This is a genomic window from Bradyrhizobium sp. P5_C12 (genome assembly GCF_054049735.1).
Map to the genome: position 1 here is coordinate 50,303 of NZ_JBFULU010000028.1, position 24,670 is coordinate 74,972.

Here is a 24,670-nt window from a genome sequence, read left to right on the forward strand (position 1 = left end):
ATGCCACAACCGCAGCGCTAGTAAAGCCCTGCGGCTGCGCTCTCGTGAACGGCAGTTCTCAACTGAGATACGGGAGCGTCCGAAGATGGTTTCGCCGGGCCGGTCAATATTCGATGGCGAGGCGCTTGCGGATTTCATCGACGCGCTTGTCCAGCGCATCGAACCGCGCGTGGACGGAGCGGTCGTGGAGATAGAAGACGTAACCGCCGGCAAGGAATGCGAAGATCCAGTGATGATGCTCGACATAACCAAAAATCGCCTCGACGGCCTGGCCGATGAATGTGACCACGCTCCACACAAATTCCATTGCAGTTTCCTCCCGGCAGGCTTCGTCTTCGCCCGCCGGTCATCTCCTGCACAGTTTTCCCAGTCGATCCGGCGGCCGTTGCCGGAACCTAGCATGGGCCCCTTGCGGCGAGTAGCGGGTCGCTGAACGGTGACAGCAAAGCCGATTGCAGCCGCGGCGAAACTCTGCGAAGTCTCGTCCGTTCGCATGACCTGCTTGATCTGACGATCCGGACCCGCCAATGCCTTCCGTCTTCGAGACGTCCTCCACCGCCATCCCGATCACCTTCGTCACCAAATCGAGCTGGGACGCCGTGCGCGAAACGCTGCCGCCGGCGCAGCGCCAGTTCGCCACCGCCAGCGCCTTTGCCGCCAAGCCGGGCGGCTACCTGGCGCTGCCCGCGCCCGACGGTGCGATCGCGCAGATCTTGTTCGGGATCGAGGATGACGGCGCCAGATCGCGCGACCTGTTCCGGCCGGGCGTCCTGCCGGGCCTGTTGCCGCCGGGCACCTATCGCTTTGCCAATGCACCGCACGACGCGCGACTGGCGGCGCTCGCCTTCGCGCTCGGCAGCTACCGCTTCGCCCGCTATCGCAAGGCGGACCGCCCCGAGGTCCGGCTGGTGCCGCCGGACGGCATCGACGCAGCCGAGGTCAGCCGCATGGCGGATGCCGCGATGCTCGCACGCGACCTCATCAACACGCCGGCGAACGACATGGGTCCGGAAGAGCTGGCCACAGCCGCGCAAGGACTCGCCGCCGAATTCGGGGCAAGCTTTGCCTGCATCGTCGGCGAAGACCTGAAGGCGCAGAATTTCCCGCTGATCCATGCGGTCGGCATGGCCTCGGACCGCGCCCCGCGCCTGATCGACATCGGTTGGGGCGATCCCTCGCATCCCAAGGTGACGCTGGTCGGCAAGGGCGTCTGCTTCGACACCGGCGGGCTCGATCTGAAGCCCTCGAGCGGCATGCTGATCATGAAGAAGGACATGGGTGGCGCCGCCAATGTGCTGGCGCTGGCGCGCATGGTGATGGATGCGAAGCTGAAGGTCCGGCTGCGCGTGCTGATCCCGGCGGTGGAGAATGCCGTCTCCGGCAACGCCTTCCGCCCGCTCGACATCTTTACCTCGCGCAAAGGCGTCACCGTCGAGATCGGCAACACCGACGCGGAGGGGCGGCTGGTGCTTGCGGACGCGCTGGCGCTGGCCGACGAGGAGAAGCCGGACCTGCTGATCGATCTGGGCACGCTGACCGGCGCCGCCCGCGTTGCGCTGGGGCCGGATTTACCGCCCTTTTACACCAATGATGAGACGCTTGCCGCCGACGTCGCGCGCTGCGCGATGAAGGAGAACGATCCGTTGTGGCGCATGCCGCTGTGGCCGGCTTACGATGCGTGGCTGGACTCCAAGACGGCCACCATCACCAATGCGCCCTCCGGCGGGTTTGCGGGCTCGATCACCTGCGCGCTGTTCCTGCAACGCTTCGTCGAGCAGGCCAGGAGCTGGCTGCATGTCGACATCTACGGCTGGACGCCATCGGCAAAACCCGCGCGGCCCGAAGGCGGCGAGTGCCAGGCCGCACGCGCCCTCTACACATTGCTGAGCGAGCGCTATGCATGATCCAGGACACGATCCAAGGCTGACGCCGGCGCGGGGCGACCTCGCCGCGAAATATCTCGAAGGCAAGGTGCAGGCGGATCGCTTCGTCACCGGCGAGGAATTCGAATTGGTCGAGCCGATCGCGCCGGTGCGGGAGCAGCCGTCCTCGAGCGCGATGCTGATGACCGAGGCGCTACGCGGCGAGCGCGTGACGGTTTACGACCGCAACGGCGAAGGCTGGGCCTGGGGCCAGTTGGCCAGCGACGGCTATGTCGGCTGGCTTCCGGACGCAGGCCTGACGCGCCCCTCGGCCGCGCCGACACACATGGTCAGCGCGCTCCGCACCTTTGCCTTCCCCGGCCCCTCGATCAAGCTGCCGCCGGCTGACACGCTCGTGCTGGGATCCAGGCTGGCAGTGGCGCGCGAGGACGGCAGCTTCGCCGTGACGCATGACGGCATGTATCTGCCGAAGACGCATCTCGCGCCGCTCGATCACCGCGCGCCGGACTTCGTCGCGGTCGCCGAGCGCTTCGTCGGCACGCCCTATCTCTGGGGCGGCAAGAGCAGTCTTGGCATCGATTGCTCGGGCCTGGTCCAAGTGTCGCTGACCGCCGCGGGCGTCGGGTGCCCGCGCGACAGCGACATGCAGCAGGCGGGACTGGGCCGCGCGCTGGAGCCGCGTGAGCGAAGCAGCTTGCGGCGCGGCGATCTGATCTTCTGGAAAGGCCACGTCGCCATCGTCCGCGACGCCGACACCATGGTCCACGCCAACGCGCATCACATGGCAACCGTAATCGAGCCGATCGAACCGGCGCTTGCGCGGATCAAGGCGGCCGGCAGCGAGGTCGCTGCGGTCAAGCGGCTGTAGCCCCATGCTGTCATTCCGGGGCGCGCGCATTACCCGCTGCATCACCCAGCACGATCATTGCGCGAAATCGTGCCGTATTTCGTCGAGAATATCCGCTCAACTTCGTGACGCATGGTGTCGTGACATTCGCACGCCGCYGCGGCGAGCCGGGTTCGATCGATCTCGATGTGGCCGCGGCGATCAGACCTGATCGCCCCGGACGCGCGCAGATTGCGCATCAGAAGCGTCACTGTCGATCGTCGCACACCTAGAATCTGCGAGAGCGCCTCCTGGGTGAGCGGGAGGACGTCGTCGTCGGTCCGATCGCAAATTTGGAGCAGCCAGCGTGCCATCCGGGCTTGCACCGGATGCACGGCGTTGCAGGCTCCGCCGCGCTGGAGCTGGACCAGCATCGCCCTGATGTGAATCTGGATCGCGTGCCGGATCGCGGAGCTTCGGTTATATGCGGCGAGAAATCGCGGCGCCGGGATGCGCGAGGCGACGCCCGCCGCACGGACGATCCCGGTAAGGGCCGAAGCTGACGGTCCGAGCACAGAAAGGGTACCGAGCGCTCCCTCGCGACCGACGACGGCGGTCGCAACGGTCCGGCCGTCCGCCAGGTCGATCATCAGCGAGATGGCACCGCTATGAGGGAACAAGACGCAATCGACCTCGTCGCCTTCCCGCGAGATCACCGCGTCCTCATGCAGCGCGACCGTCTCGAGCCCAGGCGCCAGCAGATCCAGATCCGCAGGCGGCAGCGCTGCCAAAAGGCGATTACCAATTGCACCGACGCGCGTCATTGCGTGTGACCCGCCGCGAAGCATCCGTCTTCCTCATTCCCAGCAGCACGAAACGGCGGCTTTAGCATGAGACTGGATCTGTCTTCGCTGCGCGCACAAAGGTCGCGTCAACCAACAAAACGCCCTCGCTCTCAACAGCAAAACTGCGAGGCGTAATTTCCGCTCGCGTTCAATCGGGAAATAGATGCAATCCCAGTTCGGAATTAACAATTGCAAAACAGGTATGGGTAACACCGTACAGCCTGGCGCCGCGAGAGTTCCGTTCATGGCTCCTTGGATCCGCCGGTTCCCATAGAGGCGTCCCGCAAGTTTATCGGCACGCACATGCCACGAATGATGGTAGATTCTCGTAAATCTCGTTCCTGCTGCGACGGCGCTCTGCCGCTTAGGGTCTGGCAGACCTACGTCGCCACCGATCCATTGCCCGCCGTCTCCAGCCGGAACGCCGCCGCGAACAGCGCGCGCGTGTAGTCGGTCTTCGGGTTCTTGAAGAGCTCGGCCGCCTGGCCTTCCTCGACCACCTTGCCGCCGCGCATCACGATGAGATGGCTGGCGAGCGAGGCGACGACGCGCAGATCGTGCGAGATAAACATGTAGGTGAGCTCGCGCTTGCGCTGGAGCTCGCGCAGGAGATCGACCATCTGTGCCTGGATCAGCATGTCGAGCGCGCTGGTCGGCTCGTCCAGCACGACGAAATCCGGCTCCAGCACCACCGCGCGCGCGATGCTGATGCGCTGGCGCTGGCCGCCCGAGAACTCGTGCGGATAGCGATAACGGGTGTCCGGCTTCAGCCCGACATCCTCGATCGCCTTGACGACGCGCGCCTCACGCTCCTCGCGCGACAGTTTTGGCTGATGCACGGAGAGGCCCTCCGCGATGATGTCGGCGACCGACATGCGCGGGCTCAGCGAGCCGAACGGATCCTGGAACACGATCTGCATGTCGCGCCGGAACGGACGCATCTCCTTGAAGCGCAGGCCCTGGATGTCCTTCCCCAGGAACACGATGCGCCCGTTCGACGAGATCAGCCGCAGCAGCGCCAGCCCCAGCGTGGTCTTGCCGGAACCGGATTCGCCGACGACGCCGAGCGTCTCGCCCTTGCGCACGGCGACGCTGACACCGTCGACGGCCTTGATGTGGCCGACCGTCTTGCGCATCAGCCCGCGCCTGATCGGAAACCACACTTTCAGATCATTGGCCGACATCACCAATGGCGCATCCGGCTGCGGCGGCGCCGGATCGGGCTTCGGCTCCGCGGCGAGCAGGTCGCGCGTATAGGGATGCTTCGGGCTGGTGAAGACCTGCTCGACCGGCCCCTGCTCGACGATCTCGCCGCCCTTCATGACACAGACGGTATCGGCGATGCGGCGCACGATGCCGAGGTCGTGGGTGATGAAGAGCAGGCTCATGCCGAGCCGGGCGCGGATTTCGGCGAGCAGCGTCAGGATCTGCGCCTGCACGGTGACGTCGAGCGCGGTGGTAGGCTCGTCCGCGATCAACAGATCCGGCTCGTTGGCGAGCGCCATCGCGATCATCACGCGCTGGCGCTGGCCGCCGGACAGCTGGTGCGGGTAGCTGTTCAGTCGCGTCTCGGGCTCGGGAATACCGACCTGCGTCAGCAATTCCAGCGTCCGCTTGCGCACCTCTGCATTGCTGGTCGGATTGTGCAGCTGGATGATCTCGCCGATCTGCGCCTCGATCGTGTGCAGCGGATTGAGCGAGGTCATCGGCTCCTGGAAGATGATGGAGATGTCGCTGCCGCGAATCCCGCGCATCTGCTGTTCGGACTGGTCGATCAGCTCGCGCCCCTTGAAACGGATGCTCCCCGAGGGATGCGAGGCGTTCGGATAGGGCAGCAGCTTCAGGATCGAGAGCGCGCTGACCGACTTCCCGGACCCGGATTCACCGACCAGCGCCACGCACTCGCCGCGCTTGATCTGGAACGAGACCTTGTCGACCGCAAGCGTCGTGGCGCCGCCCTGGTGGAAGGCCACCGAGAGGTCGCGCACGCTGAGCAGGGGCTGGTTGATCGCGTCCATCTGCTACCTGAAGGTTTTGCGCGGATCGAAGGCGTCGCGCACCGCTTCGCCGATGAAGATCAGAAGCGACAGCATGATCGCGACCGAGAAGAAACCGGAGAAGCCGAGCCAGGGCGCCTGCACGTTGGACTTGCCCTGCGACAGCAACTCGCCGAGCGACGGCGAGCCGGGCGGCAACCCGAAGCCGAGGAAGTCGAGGGCCGTGAGCGTCATGACCGACGAGGAGACGATGAACGGCAGGAACGTCATCGTCGCGACCATCGCGTTCGGCAGCAAATGCTTGAACATGATCACCGCGTTCGACACGCCGAGCGCCCGCGCCGCCTGGATGTACTCGAAATTGCGCCCGCGCAAAAATTCCGCGCGCACGAGTCCGACCAGCGACACCCAGGAAAACAACAGCAGGATGCCAAGAAGCACGAAGAATCCCGGCACGAGCACCGACGACAGGATCAGCAGCAGATAGAGCGAAGGGATCGCGGTCCAGATCTCGATGAAACGTTGGAAGAACAGGTCGATCCAGCCGCCGAAATAGCCCTGCACCGCGCCCGCCGCGATGCCGATGATCGAGGAGATAATGGTCAAGCAGAGGCCGAACAGCACCGAGATGCGGAAGCCGTAGATCAGCCGCGCCACCACGTCGCGGCCCTGATCGTCGGTACCGAGCCAGTTGTATTCGAGGTCGCGGCAGCTCTTGAGGCCCTTCTTCTCGACCACGGGCTTGCACTGCGCCTCCGTCAACATCCAGGTTGGCGGCGACGGCGCCGGCGTCGGCAGATCGAGATTGTGGGTGTCGTAGGAGTAGCGGATCAGCGGCCAGACGATGCTGCCGCCCTTCTCCTTGATCAGCTTCTGCAAATAGGGATCGCGATAGTCGGCCGCGGTTTCGAAGTCGCCGCCGAAGGTCGTCTCGGAATAGGTGACGAAGGCCGGCCAGTAGAGATGGCCGTCATACTTGATCAGGAACGGCCGATCGTTGGCGATCAGCTCGGCGAACAGCGACACCACGAACAGGATCATGAAGATCCAGAACGACCAGTAGCCGCGCCGGTTCGCCTTGAAATTCTGCCAGCGGCGCCTGTTCAGCGGCGATGGCACGAACGGCTTGCGCGCGACCGGCACGGCRTCGCCGGGCGGCGACTTCATGGTGGTTTCGATCGGGGTGGGGGCGGTCAGCGTCATCAGACCTCCCGCGCCTCGAAATCGATCCGCGGATCGATCCACATGTAGGTCAAGTCGGAGATCAGGTTGATCACGAGGCCGACGAGCGAAAAGATGAAGAGCGTGCCGAACACCACGGGGTAGTCGCGGTTGAGCACGCTCTCGAAACTGAGCAACCCCAGCCCATCCAGCGAGAAGATGGTCTCGATCAGAAGCGAGCCCGAGAAGAAGGCGTGGATGAAGGTGCTTGGAAAGCCCGCGATGACGATCAGCATCGCGTTGCGGAAGACGTGGCCATAGAGCACGCGATTTTCGCTGCAGCCCTTCGCGCGCGCGGTCATCACGTATTGCTTGCGAATCTCGTCCAGAAACGAGTTCTTGGTCAGGAACGTCATGGTGGTGAAGGCGCCGAGCCCCATGGCGATCAGCGGCAGCGTCAAATGCCAGAAGTAATCGATGATCTTCCAGTACCAGGGAAATTGCGACCAGCCGTCCGACGTCAGCCCACGTAGCGGGAACCAGTTGAAGAACGAGCCTCCGGCAAACAGGATGATCAGGAGGATCGCGAACAGGAAGCCGGGTATGGCATAGCCGAGCACGAGTATGCTCGATGTCCAGGTGTCGAAACGCGTGCCGTCCTTGACCGCCTTGCGGATGCCGAGCGGAATCGAGATCAGATAGGTCAGGAGCGTCAGCCAGATGCCGAGCGAGATCGAGACCGGCAGCTTCTCCCTGATCAACTGGATCACGCTGACGTCGCGGAAATAGCTCTTGCCGAAATCGAAGCGCGCGAAATTCCACACCATCAGCGCGAAGCGTTCCGGCGCCGGCTTGTCGAAGCCGAACTGTACCTCCAACTTCTTGATGAAGTCGGGGTCGAGCCCCTGCGCACCACGATATTTCGAGTTGATGGCGTCGCCGCCGGCGCCAAGCTGTCCCGGCGCGCGCTGCGCGAAGTCGCCACCGCCCGAGATGCGCGAGCTGCCGCCGGTATCGGCGCCCGAGAGCTGCGCGATCACGCGCTCGACCGGACCGCCGGGTGCGAATTGCACGACGACGAAGGACACGAAGAGGATCCCGAGCAGGGTCGGGATCATCAGCAGGATGCGGCGGGCGATATAGGCGCTCATGGCTATTTCGCCTGCTCGAGCTTGGCCGCCTTGGCGCTATCATGCCACCAGATTTCGGGAGCGCCGACGCCGTTGGCATAACGTGGCAGCTTCTGCGGATGAGCGAACTGGTCCCAATAAGCGAGCCGGTGCGTCTTGTTGTACCATTGCGGCACCCAATAGCGGCCGGCACGGAACAGCCGATCGAAGGCGCGGCAGGCGACCGTCAGATCCTCACGGTTGTCGGCCGCCATGATCTTCTCGATCATGGCGTCGATAGCCGGGCTGGCGACGCCCGCGAGATTGTAGGAGCCCTTGGTTGCCGCGACCTGCGACGAGAAGAACGAACGCATCGCGTCGCCCGGCGTCGCCGACATGCTGAAACGCTGGATCGTCATGTCGAAGTCGAAATCTTCCTGACGCGCCTTGTACTGCACGGCATCGACGAGACGCACGCTCGCTTCGATGCCGAGCGTGGCCAGGTTCTTGATGTAGGGCGCGTGGTGCGGCTGGAACGAAGGCTCGTCCAGCAGGAACTCGATCCTGAACACCTCACCGTTCGGCAGCACTCGCTTGCCATCCTTGATGGGCACGCCGGCCTCGGTCAACAATTGCTGCGCCTTGCGCAACAGGCTGCGATCCTGCCCGGAACCGTCCGACACCGGAGGCGTAAACGGTGCGGCGAATACTTCGTCAGGCACCTGACCGCGAAACGGCTCCAGCAGCTTCAGCTCTTCCGGCGACGGAGGCCCGTTGCTCGCCATGAGGTCCGAGTTCTGGAACGGCGACACCGTACGGGCATAGGCGCCGTACATGATGGTCTTGTTGGTCCATTCGAAGTCGAAGGCATTGATCAGGGCCTCACGCACGCGCGGATCCCTAAACTTGTCGCGCCGCGTGTTGATGAACCAGCCTTGCGCGCCCGATGGTGTATCGTCGGGGACCACCTCCATCTTGACGCGCCCGTCCTTCACCGCAGGAAAGTCGTAGCGGGTCGCCCATATGCGGGAGGTGAACTCCTCCCGGTAGAGATAGTTCTTGCCGGTGAAGCCCTCGAAGGCGACATCGCGATCGCGATAGAATTCGTAGCGAACGACGTCGAAATTGTAGCTGCCGCGGCAGGCCGGCAGGTCGGCAGCCCACCAGTCCTTCACGCGTTCGTATTCGACGTAGCGATTGACCTCGAACTTTCCGACCTTGTACGGACCGGAGCCCAGCGGGATATCCAGAGAGGTTTCGTCGAACGGACGAGACGCGTAGTAGGCCTTCGAAAAGATCGGAAGGCTCGCGACATAGAGCGGCACGTCGCGCGCCCGCCCCTTGGCAAAGGTGACAACGAGCGTCGCATCATCGACAGCTTCCGCGCTGACCATGTCGCGCATCTGCACGACGATCAGCGGATGTCCCTTGGCCTTCAGCGCCGTCAGCGAAAACGCCGCGTCCTGGGCGGTGAGCTTCGTGCCGTCATGAAATTTCGCCTCAGGCCGCATCGTGAAGCGATACACCAGCCTGTCCGGCGATATCTGCACGGACTTGGCGGCAAGCCCGTACATCGCGTCCGGCTCGTCGTTCGCGCGCACCATCAGCGGCGCAAACGTCATGTCCATGCCCTGCGCGCCATCGCCTTTCATGATGAAGGCATTGAGCGAGTTGAAGGTCTGGTAGGACTGGTTGTAGGCGCGCACCGACGGAATGAGCGAGAACGAGCCGCCCTTCGGGGCATCGACATTCACGTAGTCGAAGTGATGGAAATCGGCGGGATATTTGAGATCGCCGAACGCCGAAATGCCATGGGCCTCGGCCGCCATCTCCGAGGCCTGCACGCCGCGGAGCCAGGCGGCGCCGAGCGCGCCACCGACACCTAAGGCCAGCACGTGCCGGCGTGAGGGCTGCGCCATGCGAAAAATGTCCTTCACGATTTCTTTGCGATCCGCGCCGCCTTGTCCGCGTCATACCACCAGATGAACGGGAAGCCCGACTGGCCGTATTTGGGCAACTCCGACGGCCGGCCGAAGCGGTCCCAGCGCGCGGTGCGCACCTTCGAGTAGGTCCACTGCGGCACGACGTAGTGATTCCAGAGCAGCACCCGGTCCAGCGCCTTGGTGGCGGCAACGAGATCGTCGCGGTCGGTGGCGTAGATCACCCGCTCGATCAGCTTGTCGATCGCAGGATTCTTGATGCCGGCAACATTGCGCGAACCGGCGATGTCGGCCGTCTTGGACGACCAGAACTCGCGCTGTTCGTTGCCCGGAGACTGCGACTCGCCCCACGAGTTGGTGACGATGTCGAAATCCCAGTCGCGAAGCCGGTTCTCGTATTGCGTCGGATCGACCGTCCGCACGCTGACCGCAATACCGAGGCGCTCGAGCGACGGCTTGTAGAACAGCACGATCCGCTCGAAGCTCGGATCCGCGCTCAGGAGTTCGAAGGCGAGCTGGGTCCCGGTCTTGACGTCGATCAGCTTGCGGTCGCGCACCTCGTAGCCGGCCTCCTTCAGCAGGCGCAGCGCTTCGCGCAAATTGTCGCGCACCGCTTCCGGGCTGCCGCCGACCGGGTTGGTGTAAGCCGTCGTGAAGACCTCGGGCGGCACATCCGCGCGCACGGTTTCGAGGATTTCCAGCTCCTTGCCCTGCGGCAGGCCGGTCGCCATCAATTCGTCGATGCCGTCGAAATAGCTGCTGATGCGCTTGTACTGGCCAAAAAAGATCTGCTTGTTCATTTCCTCGAAGTCGAACGCGTAGTTCAGCGCGCGGCGGACGCGGGGATCCTTGAACTTGGCGCGGCGCAGGTTCGGCACGAAGGCCTGCATGACGCCCGAGCTGCGGTTGGCGAACTCCTCCAGGATCACGCGCTTCTCGGCCACGGCCGGGAAATCGTAGGCGGTCGCCCAGCTCTTGGCGCTGTTCTCGGTGCGCCAGTCGACCTGGTCGGCCTTGAACGCCTCGATCGCAACGGTCGCGTCCCGGAAATATTCGTAGCGCAGCTCGTCGAAATTGTTGCGGCCGACATTGGCGGCGAAGTCGCGCCCCCAATAGTCCTTCACGCGCTCGAGACTGATGGTGCGGCCGGCGACGAACTCCTTGATCCGGTAGGGGCCCGAGCCCAGCGGCACCTCGAGCGTGGTGGCGGAGACGTCGCGCTTGCGACCTTGCGCGTCGGTGCCCTCCCACCAGTGTTTGGGCAGGATGGTGAGCTGTCCCACGATCTGCGGCAGCTCGCGATTGCCCGGCGCGTCGAACACGAACTTGACCTCGCGGTCGCCGACCTTCTCGGCCCGGACCACGTGGCTGTAATAGGCCGAGTACATCGGGTGGTGCTTCTTGAAGGCGTCGAGCGAGAAGATGACGTCATCGGCGGTGACCGGCTTGCCGTCATGCCATTTGGCTTCGGCGCGCAGGCGATAGGTCACGAAGGAGAAATCGGCGGGATGGCTCACGGCCTCCGCGAGCGCGCCATACTCGGTCGAGACTTCGTCCAGCGAGGGCGTCAGCAGGGATTCATAGATGAACGCGACGGCCCCCGCGATCGCGCCCTTCACACCAGCGACGACGATGTTGAAATTGTCGAACGTGCCGACGGCAATCTGGCGCGCGACCCCGCCCTTGGGGGCTTCCGGATTGACGTAATCGAACCGCTTGAAGCTGGCGGGGTATTTGACGTTCCCGAACAGCGACAGCGCGTGCCGCCACGGCGGTTCACTCGCGGATTGCGCCGTGGCCACGCCGATGACGGGAAAGCCCGCCGCGGAACCGAGGGCGGGAAGTGCGGCGGCAGCAGTGCCGGTGAGCAAGAGGTCGCGTCGGGTAATGGCCAAATCAACATTCCTGTCTGAAGGAGGTTACCCCTTTAAGTGCTCAATATAGGCGAGGTTTCGACCGAATATGTTGCTTTTTCCTCATGTTGGAAGCCCGGCTGGGCCGATCGCTGCGGCCAAACGCCCCGATAACAACGCCGCGAGGCCCGGATACGCAAACGGCCAGGCTTTTCAGCCTGGCCGCTAGGGTAGATGAGCAGGCCGAACGTCTTACTTGGACGCGGTCGGCAGCGGCTGGGGATGCTCTGACAGCGAATTCAGATAGGCAATGACGTCGGCGCGCTCGGAATCCTTGGGAATACCGGCGAAGCCCATCGCGGTGCCGGGAATGAAGCCCTTCGGATTGGCGATGAACTTGTTGAGGTCGTCGAACGTCCAGGTGCCGCCCTTGCCCTTCATGGCCGCCGAGAAGTTGAAGCCACCACGGCCCTCACCCCTCTTCTCGCCGACGACGCCATAGAGGTTCGGACCGACGCGGTTCGGGCCGCCCTTTTCGAAGGTGTGGCAGGCGCCGCACTTCTTGGCGGCGGCCGCGCCCTTCTCGATGGAGGCGGTCTGGAGCAGCTTTTCGATCGGCTCGGAGGGCGCAGCGGCGGCGCCACCTTCCTTGCCGTGGCCGGCATCCTCCTTCACGGCGATCTCGAAGCCCGGCTTTTCCGGCATCTTGGGCGAGAACAGCGCCTGAGCGGTGAAGTTCGTCACCAGCAGAATGAGGCAGGTGCCGAGCACGGCACCGAGAATCTTATTGAGTTCGAAAGAGTCCATTTCCGGCCAGGCCCCACACCGCAAGAAGGAAACAGCGACCGAGCGGCCGCCAGGACGAGCCTCGGGAGAATCAAACGTTCCTTATTGTTTCCCCGAGTTTTGCCATTGAGATATCGGTTTGCCCGGGGTCTGGCAACCCGTATAAGCGACCCGGCTTTCGGCCCATCCCCACCCCATTTCTCGACGCGGAAAACGCTCCATTTCCAGGCCCTTGAACCGATGACCGATCCCCGCATCCTGGTGCTGATCCCGGCCCGCATGGCCGCCACCCGCCTGCCCGGCAAGCCGCTCGCCGATATCGCCGGCCTGCCGATGATCGTGCATGTGATGCGCCGCGCCGAGGCCGCCGGCATCGGCCGGGTCGCGGTCGCAACCGATACGGCCGAGATCGCCTCCGTCGTATCGGCCCATGGCGGCGAGGCGGTGATGACCCGCCCCGAGCACCCTTCCGGGTCCGATCGCATCCACGAAGCCATGCAGAAGCTCGATCCGGACGGCAAGGCCGAGATCGTGGTCAATCTCCAGGGCGATTTCCCGACGATCACGACCGGCAACATTCGCGACGTGCTGCCCCCGCTCGCGGACCCGGCCGTGGATATCTCAACGCTAGCCTCGCAGATCCATACCGAGGAGGAGGATCTCGCGCCAAGCGTCGTGAAGGCGGTGGGAACCTCGCTCGGGGGCAAGCGCATGCGCGCACTTTATTTCACCCGCGCCACGGCGCCGACCGGCGACGGACCGCGCTACCACCATATCGGCCTCTACGCCTATCGCCGCGCCGCGCTGGAGCGGTTCGTGTCGCTGCCGCCGTCCCCGCTGGAATTGCAGGAGAAGCTCGAACAGTTGCGTGCGCTGGAGGCCGGGATGCGGATCGACTTTACCATCGTCGACACCGTCCCCCGCGGGGTCGACACCCCGGCCGACCTAGAGACCGCCCGCAGCATCCTTTCCAAATCCTGAGCCGCTGTTACAAGGCCGACCAGGAGCACTTCAAGACATGAGCAAGATGAAGATCGCATTCCAGGGCGAACCCGGAGCCAATTCCCACATCGCCATCGTCGAGGCCTATCCCGACGCCGAGCCGATGCCCTGCGCTACTTTTGAAGACGCGCTGTCGGCGATCTCGTCGGGCGAGGCCGATCTCGGCATGATCCCGATCGAAAACTCGGTCGCGGGCCGCGTCGCCGACATCCATCATCTGCTGCCGGCCTCCGGCCTGTTCATCATCGGCGAATGGTTTCTGCCGGTCCGTCACCAGCTGATGGCGGTGAAGGGGACCAAGCTCGAAGACATCAAGAGCGTCGAGAGCCACGTGCATGCGCTCGGCCAGTGCCGGCGCATCATCCGCAAGCTCGGCATCAAGCCGATCGTGCATGCCGACACCGCCGGCAGCGCCCGCGACATCTCCGAGCGCAAGGACAAGAGTGTCGCCGCGATCGCCTCGCGTCTTGCCGCCAACATCTACGGCCTCGACATTCTGGCCGAGGACATCGAGGACGAGGCTCACAACACCACGCGCTTCGTGGTGCTGGCGCGCGAGCCGAAATGGGCGGCCCAGGGCTCCGGCTCCCTGGTCACCACCTTCGTATTCCGGGTGCGCAATTTGCCGGCCGCGCTCTACAAGGCGCTCGGCGGCTTTGCCACCAACGGCGTCAACATGACCAAGCTCGAGAGCTACATGGTCGACGGCAATTTCTTCGCCACGCAATTTTACGCCGATGTCGACGGCCATCCCGAGGACAAGGGGCTGGCGTTCGCAATCGATGAGCTGAAATTCTTCTCGCGCGAATTCCGCATCGTCGGCGTGTATCCCGGGCATCCGTTCCGCGCGACGTTCAGCGAGACGCAGGATTAGTCGTCGCCCCGGCGAAGGCCGGGGCCCATAACCACCGCGGCGCGTTGTTGCGGAAGGTCGCAGATACCGAGTTTCACCGAGAGATTCCGCGGTATGGGTCCCGGCCCCCGTGCGCAATTGCGCACTAGGCCGGGACGACGATCTAAGCCGCCACCTTCGCCAACCCGAACGCATCCGCCAGCAGCGAATATGATTTCTTCCGCGCCTCGTGATCGTACACCGCGGTGATCACCATCAACTCGTCCGGCTTGCTGGCATCGATCAACGGCTGAAGCTTTTTCTGCACCGTCGCAGGGCTGCCGACGAACAGGCGCGAGCGGTTGCGCAGGATCGAGGTGCGCTCGGAATCCGTATAGGGATAGGCCAGCGCCTCCTCGACACTCGGCAGCGGCAGATACTGGCCGCGGTCGCGGCGCAATCGGTTGAGGTCGAACGAGGTGGCGAGCTTCTCGGCCTCAGCATCAGTGTCAGCGGTGATGACGGCGACGGCGAGGATCGCCTGCGGTCTCGCGCTCCAGGCCGAGGGCTGGAAACGATTGCGGTAGTGCACCATCGCATCGATCGCGTCATGGGACGCGAAGTGATGGGCGAAGGCGAAGCCCATGCCGACTTGCGCGGCCAATTCCGACGAATAGTCGCTGGAGCCAAGCAGCCAGATCGGCGGCAGCTTGGTGTCGTCGGGCATGGCCACGACGTTGTTATACGGATGCCCCGAAGGGAATTCGCGGGTCTCCCACAGGATCAGCTCATGCAGCCGCTCCAGAAAATCGTCGCCCTCGCGGCGGTCGAGCCGGCTTCTGAGCGCGTAGGCCGTGGCGCCGTCGGTGCCGGGCGCGCGGCCGAGGCCGAGATCGATGCGGCCGGGGAACAACGCTTCCAGCATCTTGAAGCGCTCGGCCACCACCAGCGGCGCATGGTTGGGCAGCATCACCCCGCCGGAGCCGACGCGGATATGCTTCGTCACCGCCGCGATCTGCCCAATCATGACGTCGGGCGCCGGGCTCGCGACGGAAGCGAGGTTGTGATGCTCGGCGAGCCAGTAGCGGACATAGCCGAGCCCATCGACATGGCGCGCCAGATCGATGCTGTTGCGCAGCGCCGCGGCGGGTTTCGTGCCTGTGGTGACGACGGAGAGGTCGAGGACTGAGAGCGGAATCATGGCGGCTAAGCTAAAGCACCGCGCGGCCGCGGCAATGGGGCGAGGGAGCAGAGCTGGCGTGAGCTTGCCGCGAAGGGGGTACGCAGGGCCCCGCGCCTGACGTTGGGACGAAGACAGGCGCCTTCAACTCGCTTTCGTGTTGCCCAACGGCACTTCTAATCGACCGGAAGTACAGAAATGGCATAAAATACTGATTTATATAACAATTATCCTCCATCCGCAGTTCCCACAAAATTCGTAATATCCACAATTTCTCGACGATATTATACAATAGTGGGCAATTTCCCATAATCGATGGGCTGTCGGGGCGACCGCCTTTGGCTTATCTTAGGCCGTCTCAGGCTGGACCTGACTGCCGAACGCCGAAGTCTGGCAAGAATCTGGAGTGAGTGGTGCCATGACCGAGTTGACGACGCCTGCGACAGCCGACGGGCAAGACGCGCGCCTCCAAAATGGACAGCTCTCCTCGAAGCGTCCTGCGATCTCCTTCGAGTTCTTTCCGCCCAAGACCGAAGAGATGGAGCGGAATCTCTGGGACACCATCAACCGCCTCGCGCCGCTCGAGCCGAAATTCGTCTCGGTGACCTATGGCGCCGGCGGCTCGACCCGCGAGCGCACCCATTCGACCATCTCGCGGATCCTGAAGGAGACCGCGCTCCTGCCGGCCGCGCATCTGACCTGCGTCGGTGCCTCGCGCGGCGAGATCGACGAGATCGTCGACCGCTATCACGAGGTCGGCGTCCGCCACATCGTGGCCTTGCGCGGTGATCCCGTTGGCGGCATCGGCACGCCCTACTCCAGCCATCCCGACGGCTACCAGAGTTCTGCCGACCTCGTCGCGGGCATCAAGAAGCGGCATGCCGATATCGAGGTGTCGGTCTCGGCCTATCCGGAGAAGCATCCTGAAGCCCGCGACTTCGACGACGATATCGACACGCTGCAAGCAAAAGTCGATGCCGGCGCGACCCGCGCGATCACCCAGGTGTTCTTCGACAACGACCTCTACTTCCGCTATCTTGATCGCGTCCGCGCCCGCGGCATCAACATTCCGATCGTGCCGGGCATCATGCCCATGCACAATTTCAAGCAGGCGAGAGCCTTCGTCACCCGCGCCGGCACCAGCGTGCCGGACTGGCTTGCCGAAAAATTCGAGGGCCTCGATGACGACGCCGAGACCCGCAAGCTGGTGGCGGCCACCGTTGCCGCCGGCCAGGTGCAGAAGCTCGCGAAGCGCGGCGTCGACACCTTCCATTTCTACACCATGAACCGCGCCGATCTCGTGTTCGCGATCAGCCATTTGCTCGGCATTCGCGCCAAGAGCGCGCAGAAGGCGGCCTAGGATCAGATGACCGTACCCACCTCTCCCAAGCGAACTGCCCTGCTCGACGCCGCCCGCGACCGCATCCTCGTGCTCGACGGCGCCATGGGCACGATGATCCAGAACCTCCAGTTCGACGAGGCCGCCTTCCGCGGCGAGCGCTTCAGGGATTTCCACCGTGACCTGCGCGGCAACAACGATCTGTTGATCCTGACCCAGCCGCAGGCGATCGAGGACATCCACGCCGCCTATTTGCGCGCCGGCGCCGACATCGTCGCCACCAACACCTTCTCCACGACCTCGATCGCGCAGGCCGATTATGACCTCGCCGACATCGTCTACGAGATGGCGCGCGAAGGCGCCCGCCTCGCCGGCAATGCGGCCCGGCGCGTCGAGGCCGAGGACGGCAAGCCGCGCTTCGTCGCCGGCGCCCTCGGCCCCACCAACCGCACCGCCTCGATCTCGCCCGACGTGGCCAATCCCGGCTACCGCGCGGTCACCTTCGACGATCTCCGCAAATCCTATGGCGAGCAGATCAACGGCCTGATCGACGGCGGCGTCGACCTGCTGCTGGTCGAGACCATCTTCGACACGCTCAACGCCAAGGCGGCGCTTTATGCGATCGCCGAGATCACGGAACAGCGCGGCATCGACGTGCCCGTGATGGTGTCCGGCACCATCACCGACAAATCCGGCCGTCTTCTCTCCGGACAGATGCCGGAAGCGTTCTGGCATTCGGTGCGGCACGCAAAGCCCGTCACCATCGGCTTCAACTGCGCGCTCGGCGCCGAGGATCTGCGTGCGCACATCGCCGATATCGGCCGCGTCGCCGACACGCTGGTCTGCGCCTATCCCAATGCCGGCCTGCCCAACGAATTCGGCCAGTATGACGAGACACCGGAGTACATGGCCCGCCTGATCGGCGAGTTCGCGCGCGACGGCCTCGTCAACATCGTCGGCGGCTGCTGCGGCACCACGCCGGACCATATCGCCGCGATCGCCGCGGCCGTGGCCCCGCACAAGCCGCGCATCGTGCCGGAGATCGCGCCTCGCTTGAGGCTCTCCGGTCTCGAGCCCTTCATCCTGACGGACGCGATCCCCTTCGTGAACGTCGGCGAGCGCACCAACGTCACGGGTTCTGCCCGCTTCCGCAAGCTGATCACCGCCGGCGACTACACCGCCGCGCTTCAGGTCGCCCGCGACCAGGTCGAGAACGGCGCGCAGATCATCGACGTCAACATGGACGAGGGTCTGCTGGACTCGGAAGCCGCGATGCGGACCTTCCTCAACCTCGTCGCCGCCGAACCCGACATCGCCCGCGTCCCGGTGATGGTCGATTCCTCGAAATTCTCGGTGATCGAGGCCGGCCTGAAATGCGTGCAGGGCAAGCCGGTCGTGAATTCGATCTCGATGAAGGAAGGCGAGGAGAAATTCATCTTTGAGGCGCAGATCGCGCGGCGCCACGGCGCGGCGGTCGTGGTGATGGCGTTCGACGAGGTCGGCCAGGCCGATACGTTCGCGCGCAAGACCGAGATCTGCAAGCGCGCCTACGACATCCTGGTGAACCGCGTCGGCTTCCCGCCGGAAGACATCATCTTCGATCCGAATATCTTTGCGATCGCGACCGGCATCGAGGAGCACAACAATTACGGCGTCGACTTCATCGAGGCGACGCGCTGGATCCGCAAGAACCTGCCGGGCGCGCACATTTCCGGTGGTGTGTCCAACCTGTCGTTCTCGTTCCGCGGCAACGAGCCGGTGCGCGAGGCGATGCACTCGGTGTTCCTGTATCACGCCATCAAGGCTGGCATGGACATGGGCATCGTCAATGCCGGTCAGATGATCGTCTATGACGACATCGACCCTGAATTGCGTCAGGTCTGCGAGGACGTCGTCCTCAACCGCGATCCCGGCGCGTCCGAACGGCTGCTGGCACTCGCGGAAAAATTCCGCGGCAACAAGACCCAGACCAAGGAGGCCGATCTCGCCTGGCGCGAATGGCCGGTGGAGAAGCGGCTGTCGCACTCGCTTGTGCACGGAATTACCGAGTTCATCGAAACCGACACCGAGGAAGCCCGCAAGGCGTCGAAGCGCCCGCTCGACGTGATCGAGGGGCCGCTGATGGCCGGCATGAACGTGGTCGGCGATCTCTTCGGCGACGGCAAGATGTTCTTGCCGCAGGTGGTGAAATCCGCGCGCGTGATGAAGCAGGCGGTGGCCTGGCTGATGCCGTTCATGGAAGAGGAAAAGGCGCGCAATCTCGCCAACGGCATCGGCACCGAGGGCTCCTCGTCCGCCGGCAAGATCGTCCTCGCCACCGTCAAGGGCGACGTCCACGACATCGGCAAGAACATCGTCGGCATCGTGCTCCAGTGTAACAATTTCGAGGTCATCGACCTCGGCGTGATGGTGCCGGCGGCCAAGATCGTCGAGACCGTGAAAGCCGAGAAGGCCGACATCGTTGGTCTCTCCGGCCTGATCACGCCGTCGCTCGACGAGATGGCGTTCTTCGCCGGCGAATTGCAGCGCGAAGGCCTCAAGCTGCCGCTGCTGATCGGCGGCGCCACAACGAGCCGCGTGCATACCGCCGTCAAGATCGACCCGAGCTATCGCGCAGGTCCCGTGGTGCATGTCAATGATGCCAGCCGCGCCGTCGGCGTCGCCTCCTCGTTGCTGAGCCCTGAGAAGCGCGAGGCCTATGCTGCCGACGTGCGCGCCGAATACGCAAAGATCTCGGATGCGCATTTCCGCGCGCAGGCCGACAAGAAGCGGCTGAAGCTGAGTGCCGCCCGCGCCAACCGCGTGCCGGTCGATTTTGCGGCGACCAGGCCGGTGAAGCCGACCTTCCTCGGCATCAAGAGTTTTGGTGATTACGATCTGGCCGAGTTGGTGCCCTATATCGACTGGACGCCGTTCTTCCAGACCTGGGAGCTCGCTGGACGTTTTCCGGCCATCCTAGACGATTCCAAGGTCGGCGAGGTCGCGCGCTCGCTCTACGATGACGCGCGAAAAATGCTCGACCTGATCGTCAAGGAGAAATGGTTCCGGGCGCGCGCGACGGTCGGCTTCTGGCCGGCGAATGCGCAGGGCGACGACATCGTGCTCTATGCCGACGAGAGCCGGACCAAGACGATTGCGACGCTGCACACGCTGCGCCAGCAGCTCGAGAAGCGCGAGGGCCGTTTCAACGCCGCGCTCGCCGACTTCATCGCGCCTGAAGGCACCGGCGTGCCCGACTATGTCGGCGGCTTCGTCGTCACGGCCGGCATCGGCGAGGATGTGGTTGCCGACCGCTTCAAGATGGCGAATGACGACTATTCCTCGATCCTGTGCAAGGCGCTGGCCGACCGCCTCGCCGAGGCCTTCGCCGAGCGCATGCATGCCCGCGTGCGCCGCGAGTTCTGGGCCTATGCGCCGGACGAAACCCTCTCCCCCGACGATCTGATCCTAGAGAAGTACCAGGGCATCCGCCCCGCGCCCGGCTATCCCGCGCAGCCCGATCACACCGAGAAGGCGACGCTGTTCGAGCTGCTCGACGCGGAAGCCACGTCCGGCGTGACGCTGACCGAGAGCTTTGCGATGTGGCCGGGCTCCAGCGTGTCCGGGCTCTATTTCGCGAACCCCGCGAGCTATTATTTCGGCGTCGGCAAGATCGAGCGCGACCAGGTCGAGGACTATGCCGTGCGCAAGGGCATGACGATCGCGGAAACCGAGCGCTGGCTCGCGCCGGTGCTGAACTACATCCCGGCGCAGGCGGCTGCGGCCGACAAGGCCTTCGCGGCGACGCCCGCGAATGACGAGACGTCCAAGGACCTCGCCTCGCATCCGCCCGGCTGCACCTGCGCGGTGCATCTCGTCTGGCAGAAGAAGCGCGCGGGAGCGGGGTAGGCTCTCGGTGTCGTCCTGGCGAAAGCCAGGACCCATACCGCGAGGTCTCTCCGTGGAGATCGATCGCCGTACCGGACGACGAGCCTCCGTCAAACTGCTCCCTGTGGTTATGGGTCCCGGCCTTCGCCGGGACGACAAAAACTGAAAAACAACCCCATGCACAGTAGAGATGGGGTTGAAAGGCTTGAGGAATTTCATGTGTGGTGCGGCGGTTACTCCGTCGGGCAAAACACCTGTAATATTCCATCATCCCCTGCTGCGTCAGTTTTGCACTCCGGCGGATGCGAGTGCTCTCTCACCTCTTCGGCCCACGCGCGGTGCCCATCCTCCCCTGGAGGGGAGGGTAAGAGGCCTCAGCCCTTCGCACGGCTTCGCATGTGCTGCCGCGGCGCCGTGAACGCAACGCGCGCTCGCCGCGACCAATGGCGGGTCCGCCGTCGGGGAGCAGGGAAAATCAGATGCTGAATGCCCATCAATTGATGTGGACGCAGATTGCCGCCGGCATCTCGGTGCTGCTGTTTGGATTGATGCTGTTCAATCTGGTCCGCATGTGGGGCCGGATGCAGGCCGCGCGGAGCTGGGACAAGGTCGAGGGCATCATCACGGTCTCCAGGGTCGATCGGCCGGCGACGCACGCCTCGGACGATCGGAACGATGCCAGGCCCATCATCCGCTATCGCTATCATGTCGGCGGCCAGGAGCTGGAAGGCGACAAGGTCTTTGTCGGCGGCATCGTCATGACGACGGGGGTGCTCGCCGAAAAACTGGCCGGACGATATCCGGTCGGCGCCCATGTCGACGTCCATGTCGATCCGAAGCACCCGACCGAGGCGCTGCTGGAGCCGGCCGCTGCGCAGAACGTCGCGGCCCTCGTGGCGTTCACGATCGTGTTCGGCTTCATTGCCGCCACCTTGACCGCGCATTCGCTCGCGGGTCGCGTGCTCTACGCCGATCATAACGTTCCGCTGTTCGCGTTCGCGCTGCCGATCATCGTGCTCATCGGCGGCGTGTTCTGCGTCGCCGAGTATGTCAGGACGCGCCGGCTTGCGAGCGCCAGCCTGCGCTGGCCGACCGCGGCGGGCAGGATTACCCATTGCGATGTGATCGAGGAGATCATCGAGGAGAGGAGCGATAACGACGACAAGCCGACGACCACCAAGCTCCGGCATCGCTATCAGGTCGACCTGCGCTACGCCTACAGGGTCGGCAAGCGCGACTTCATCGGCACCGAAGTCAGTTGGGGCGGCACCATGATCTCCGGGCTGCGCGAGGTCGCGGAAAAGGCCGCGGCGCAGCATCACCCCGGGCAGAATGTCAAAGTTTATTACGATCCGGACCAGCCGGGACAAGCCGTGCTGGAGCCTGCGAGCCGGGAAGGCGCGCTGGGTCCGCTGATCGGCGCCGCGGTCTGTGCGATCGTCGGCGGCATCTTTCTGACGATCCTGCTCAAGATCGGGTTTGCGTAGCAGTGTAGCGGCGCTTGATGGCTCACCCCTTCGGCGGTGCCAGCGGTTGCGCGATCTCCCTGAACGGCGCCAGCGCCTCGCAGCGCCCGGCGTGGGCCGACAGCGCCGGATAGCGCGCCACATCGAACAATTGCGGATGCGCCTCGCGGGTGAAGCGGACGACGCAGGCCACCGCGATGTCGGCGTGACCGATACGATCGCCCAGCCAGTATGGCGTCGTCACCTTGGCACGCTCAGCCTCAAGCACCCTCAGGACGTCGCCGATCTGCGCCTCGCAGCGCTCGACCCACAGCGCAAGCTGCTCCTTCCGCAGCACGCGCTCGTAGAGCAGGCTGACCGCCTTGTCGCCGAGGCCTGAGGCGAGCGCGCAGATGCGCAAGTGACGCCGCCGCTCGGCGCCGCTGCGCGGCAGCATCGCCTGCTCCGCACCCACGAGCTCGTCGAGATAATCCAGGATGATCGTGCTCTCGATCAAAGCCTCGCCGTCGTCGAGCACCAGCGTCGGCACGCGGCGCAGCGGATTATAGGGCGCGATCTTGTCGGCATCGCCGAAGGTCGACCACGGCCTGTGCTCGAAGGCGAGCCCGTAGAGCCGGAGCGCGATCGCGACACGGCGGACGAAGGGGGAATCGTATTGGCCGATCAGGAACATGGTAACCGCTCATCTCTGGCGTTGGACACGGCAGGGCCGATCAGTTTCCACGGCAAGATCGGCGCGACGCAAGGAGGATCTTGGAAATGGAGCATTGCGCCGGACGCAACGACGCCGGGACAGCGTCTCCCGGATGCGCTATCAAGGCGGCTATCATGACAGCGACAATAGACATCACGCGCGAGCAGATTGCGGCGACCGAGGCGGTGATCCGCCCCCACATCCGGCGCACGCCGCTGCTCGAGGCTAATCTTGCCGATTTCGGCCTGCCGGCTTCGCCGGTCACGTTCAAGCTCGAGATGCTGCAGCATTCAGGATCGTTCAAGGCGCGCGGCGCCTTTGCCAACCTGCTGCTGCGGCGGGTGCCGGAGGCTGGTGTCGTCGCCGCATCCGGCGGCAATCACGGCGCGGCGGTGGCTTATGCCGCGCAGCGGCTCGGCATCCCGGCCACGATCTTCGTGCCTGACATCACCTCGCCGGCCAAGGCCGAGCGGATCAGGGGCTATGGCGCGAAACTCGTGATTGCGGGCAGCCGCTACGCAGATGCGCTCGCGGCGAGCGAAGCCCATGTCGCGCAGACCGGCGCGCTTGCAGTCCATGCCTACGACCAGGTCGAGACCTTGCTCGGCCAGGGCAGCGTCGCCCTGGAGCTGGAGCAGGACGCCCCCGGCATCGACACGCTGCTGGTGGCGGTCGGCGGCGGCGGACTGATCGGCGGCATCGCGGCGTGGAGCGCCGGCAGGACGCGCATCGTGGCAGTCGAGCCGGAGCAATCGCCGACCTTGCACGCCGCCTTCGCGGCGGGCGCGCCGGTCGATGCGCCCGCGGGCGGCATCGCCGCCGACAGCCTCGCGCCGCGACGCGTCGGCGAATTGATGTTTCCGATCGCGCGGACCCATGTCGAGCGGGTCGTCCTGGTCGACGATGATGCCATCCGGCAGGCGCAGGCGGCGTTGTGGTCGAGCCTGCGCCTGGTGGCCGAGCCCGGCGGCGCGGCCGCCTTTGCCGCCTTGCTCTCCGGCCGCTATCGTCCATCGTCCGGCGAGCGGGTCGCGGTGCTGGTTTGCGGCGCCAACACCACGGCGGTGAATTTCGACAGCTAGCGAGCATCGCATGATCGGGTATCGCGGACTCATCCTGACGCTGATCCTGCTTGCGCTTCCCAGCAACGATGTTCGCGCGCAGGACCGCCCGATCGGCTTCCTGACGCCGTCGAAGAACATCGTCTGCCAGTTCTATGCCGATAACGGCCAGGGCGTGCTCCGCTGCGACATCATGAACCTGGAGACGCGCCCGCGCCGGCCGGCGGATTGCGAGCTCGACTACGGCCACGCCTTCGAGATGAGCGCGAAGGGAGCCGCGGGGCGCATCTGCGCCGGCGACACCGTGATGGATGCCTCGCTGCCGGTGCTCGCCTATGGCGAGGTGTGGCAGCGCGCGGGATTTACGTGCCGGTCGGAGCAGACCGGGCTGACGTGCTTCAACGCCATGCAGCACGGGTTTTCGCTGGCGCGGGCGGAGCAGAAGGTGTTTTGAGCATGCTCCGCGCGCTCTTGATCATTTGCATGGTGTCGATCACGATGGGCACCGCATTGGGCCAGAACGACGTGACTGCCGACAAACCTCCCTCGCTCAGTATCCTTGGCGCCTACTCCTTCAGCGCGGACAAGGTTGCCTACGCCCGCGTCATCCGGGAGCTGATCGATTCCCACGATCCGCCCAATTTCAGCGAAGAGGTGAAGGGAGCCACGGTGAACCAGGCGTAGCCCGCATGAGCGTAGCGACATGCGGGACAGACGGCCCCGCATATCGCTTCGCTCATGCGGGCTACAAGGCTGCCGCGCCGTGGCGGACGAGCGGTGCCCAACGGCAACAGCCGGACGTATTCGCGCACCGCCCGCCTCAACTCCA

At 64.6% G+C, this 24,670-nt stretch carries 20 protein-coding genes; 10 read left to right on the forward strand and 10 right to left on the reverse strand.

Features of this window, described 5'->3' with window-relative positions:
* Nucleotides 1–103: 103 nt before the first annotated feature.
* Complete coding sequence (locus ACXJMY_RS23700; RefSeq protein WP_183247077.1) at nucleotides 104–307, reverse strand: hypothetical protein; 204 nt, start codon at nucleotides 305–307, stop codon at nucleotides 104–106.
* A gap of 220 nt (nucleotides 308–527) precedes the next feature.
* On the opposite strand from ACXJMY_RS23700, the gene ACXJMY_RS23705 reads away from it, so the two are divergent.
* The gene (locus tag ACXJMY_RS23705; RefSeq protein WP_456621760.1) at nucleotides 528–1,904 is read left to right on the forward strand and encodes a leucyl aminopeptidase family protein; all 1,377 of its coding nucleotides are present in this window, start codon (nucleotides 528–530) and stop codon (nucleotides 1,902–1,904) included.
* Complete coding sequence (locus tag ACXJMY_RS23710) at nucleotides 1,897–2,751, forward strand: C40 family peptidase (protein WP_456621761.1); 855 nt, start codon at nucleotides 1,897–1,899, stop codon at nucleotides 2,749–2,751. Before ACXJMY_RS23705 ends, ACXJMY_RS23710 begins: the two co-directional genes overlap by 8 nt.
* A gap of 41 nt (nucleotides 2,752–2,792) precedes the next feature.
* Here ACXJMY_RS23710 and ACXJMY_RS23715 read toward each other — a convergent pair whose 3' ends face one another.
* The 7 genes from ACXJMY_RS23715 to ACXJMY_RS23745 form a co-directional block, all read right to left on the reverse strand.
* A complete protein-coding gene (locus ACXJMY_RS23715; RefSeq protein WP_456621762.1) occupies nucleotides 2,793–3,533 on the reverse strand; it encodes a Crp/Fnr family transcriptional regulator in 741 nt (246 codons plus the stop codon).
* A 401-nt stretch (nucleotides 3,534–3,934) separates the two neighbouring features.
* Nucleotides 3,935–5,572 (reverse strand): ABC transporter ATP-binding protein, encoded by a 1,638-nt coding sequence (locus ACXJMY_RS23720; protein ID WP_456621763.1) that lies wholly within the window; start codon nucleotides 5,570–5,572, stop codon nucleotides 3,935–3,937.
* A 3-nt stretch (nucleotides 5,573–5,575) separates the two neighbouring features.
* Nucleotides 5,576–6,754 carry an ABC transporter permease gene (locus tag ACXJMY_RS23725; RefSeq protein WP_456621764.1) on the reverse strand — a complete coding sequence of 393 codons (1,179 nt, stop codon included), beginning with the start codon at nucleotides 6,752–6,754 and terminating at the stop codon, nucleotides 5,576–5,578.
* Nucleotides 6,754–7,863, reverse strand: a complete 1,110-nt coding sequence (locus ACXJMY_RS23730) for a microcin C ABC transporter permease YejB (protein WP_456621765.1) — start codon at nucleotides 7,861–7,863, stop codon at nucleotides 6,754–6,756. Before ACXJMY_RS23730 ends, ACXJMY_RS23725 begins: the two co-directional genes overlap by 1 nt.
* A gap of 2 nt (nucleotides 7,864–7,865) precedes the next feature.
* A complete protein-coding gene (locus ACXJMY_RS23735) occupies nucleotides 7,866–9,740 on the reverse strand; it encodes an extracellular solute-binding protein (protein ID WP_456621766.1) in 1,875 nt (624 codons plus the stop codon).
* Between the two features lie 14 nt (nucleotides 9,741–9,754).
* Nucleotides 9,755–11,656, reverse strand: coding sequence for an extracellular solute-binding protein (locus tag ACXJMY_RS23740; RefSeq protein ID WP_456621767.1), 1,902 nt, complete (start codon nucleotides 11,654–11,656; stop codon nucleotides 9,755–9,757).
* Between the two features lie 210 nt (nucleotides 11,657–11,866).
* On the reverse strand, nucleotides 11,867–12,421 hold the full coding sequence (locus ACXJMY_RS23745; protein ID WP_456621768.1) for a c-type cytochrome: 555 nt from the start codon (nucleotides 12,419–12,421) through the stop codon (nucleotides 11,867–11,869).
* Between the two features lie 219 nt (nucleotides 12,422–12,640).
* Here ACXJMY_RS23745 and ACXJMY_RS23750 point away from each other — a divergent pair, with 219 nt between their 5' ends.
* Nucleotides 12,641–13,381, forward strand: a complete 741-nt coding sequence (locus ACXJMY_RS23750) for a 3-deoxy-manno-octulosonate cytidylyltransferase (RefSeq protein ID WP_456621769.1) — start codon at nucleotides 12,641–12,643, stop codon at nucleotides 13,379–13,381.
* Between the two features lie 37 nt (nucleotides 13,382–13,418).
* Nucleotides 13,419–14,276, forward strand: a complete 858-nt coding sequence (locus ACXJMY_RS23755) for a prephenate dehydratase (protein ID WP_456621770.1) — start codon at nucleotides 13,419–13,421, stop codon at nucleotides 14,274–14,276.
* Nucleotides 14,277–14,418: 142 nt separating this feature from the next.
* Here ACXJMY_RS23755 and ACXJMY_RS23760 read toward each other — a convergent pair whose 3' ends face one another.
* Entirely contained in the window at nucleotides 14,419–15,435 is a 1,017-nt protein-coding gene (locus ACXJMY_RS23760; RefSeq protein WP_456621771.1) for an LLM class flavin-dependent oxidoreductase, read from the reverse strand.
* Between the two features lie 397 nt (nucleotides 15,436–15,832).
* Between ACXJMY_RS23760 and metF the strand changes: the two genes are divergently transcribed.
* The 3 genes from metF (at nucleotide 15,833) to ACXJMY_RS23775 (ending at nucleotide 22,107) form a co-directional block, all read left to right on the forward strand.
* Nucleotides 15,833–16,774: a methylenetetrahydrofolate reductase [NAD(P)H] gene (gene metF, locus ACXJMY_RS23765; RefSeq protein ID WP_456621772.1), complete on the forward strand. Its 942-nt coding sequence runs from the start codon at nucleotides 15,833–15,835 to the stop codon at nucleotides 16,772–16,774.
* Nucleotides 16,775–16,780: 6 nt separating this feature from the next.
* A complete protein-coding gene (gene metH / locus ACXJMY_RS23770) occupies nucleotides 16,781–20,641 on the forward strand; it encodes a methionine synthase (RefSeq protein ID WP_456621773.1) in 3,861 nt (1,286 codons plus the stop codon).
* Between the two features lie 458 nt (nucleotides 20,642–21,099).
* Nucleotides 21,100–22,107, forward strand: coding sequence for a DUF3592 domain-containing protein (locus ACXJMY_RS23775; protein ID WP_456621774.1), 1,008 nt, complete (start codon nucleotides 21,100–21,102; stop codon nucleotides 22,105–22,107).
* 22 nt (nucleotides 22,108–22,129) lie between these two features.
* Here ACXJMY_RS23775 and ACXJMY_RS23780 read toward each other — a convergent pair whose 3' ends face one another.
* Nucleotides 22,130–22,759, reverse strand: a complete 630-nt coding sequence (locus tag ACXJMY_RS23780; RefSeq protein ID WP_456621775.1) for a glutathione S-transferase family protein — start codon at nucleotides 22,757–22,759, stop codon at nucleotides 22,130–22,132.
* Nucleotides 22,760–22,914: 155 nt separating this feature from the next.
* On the opposite strand from ACXJMY_RS23780, the gene ACXJMY_RS23785 reads away from it, so the two are divergent.
* The 3 genes from ACXJMY_RS23785 to ACXJMY_RS23795 are packed head-to-tail and all read left to right on the forward strand — an operon-like array spanning nucleotide 22,915 to nucleotide 24,525.
* Entirely contained in the window at nucleotides 22,915–23,862 is a 948-nt protein-coding gene (locus ACXJMY_RS23785) for a threonine/serine dehydratase (protein ID WP_456621776.1), read from the forward strand.
* 10 nt (nucleotides 23,863–23,872) lie between these two features.
* Complete coding sequence (locus ACXJMY_RS23790; RefSeq protein ID WP_456621777.1) at nucleotides 23,873–24,295, forward strand: DUF6636 domain-containing protein; 423 nt, start codon at nucleotides 23,873–23,875, stop codon at nucleotides 24,293–24,295.
* Between the two features lie 2 nt (nucleotides 24,296–24,297).
* Nucleotides 24,298–24,525, forward strand: coding sequence for a hypothetical protein (locus ACXJMY_RS23795; RefSeq protein ID WP_456621778.1), 228 nt, complete (start codon nucleotides 24,298–24,300; stop codon nucleotides 24,523–24,525).
* The last annotated feature ends 145 nt before the right edge of the window (nucleotides 24,526–24,670 follow it).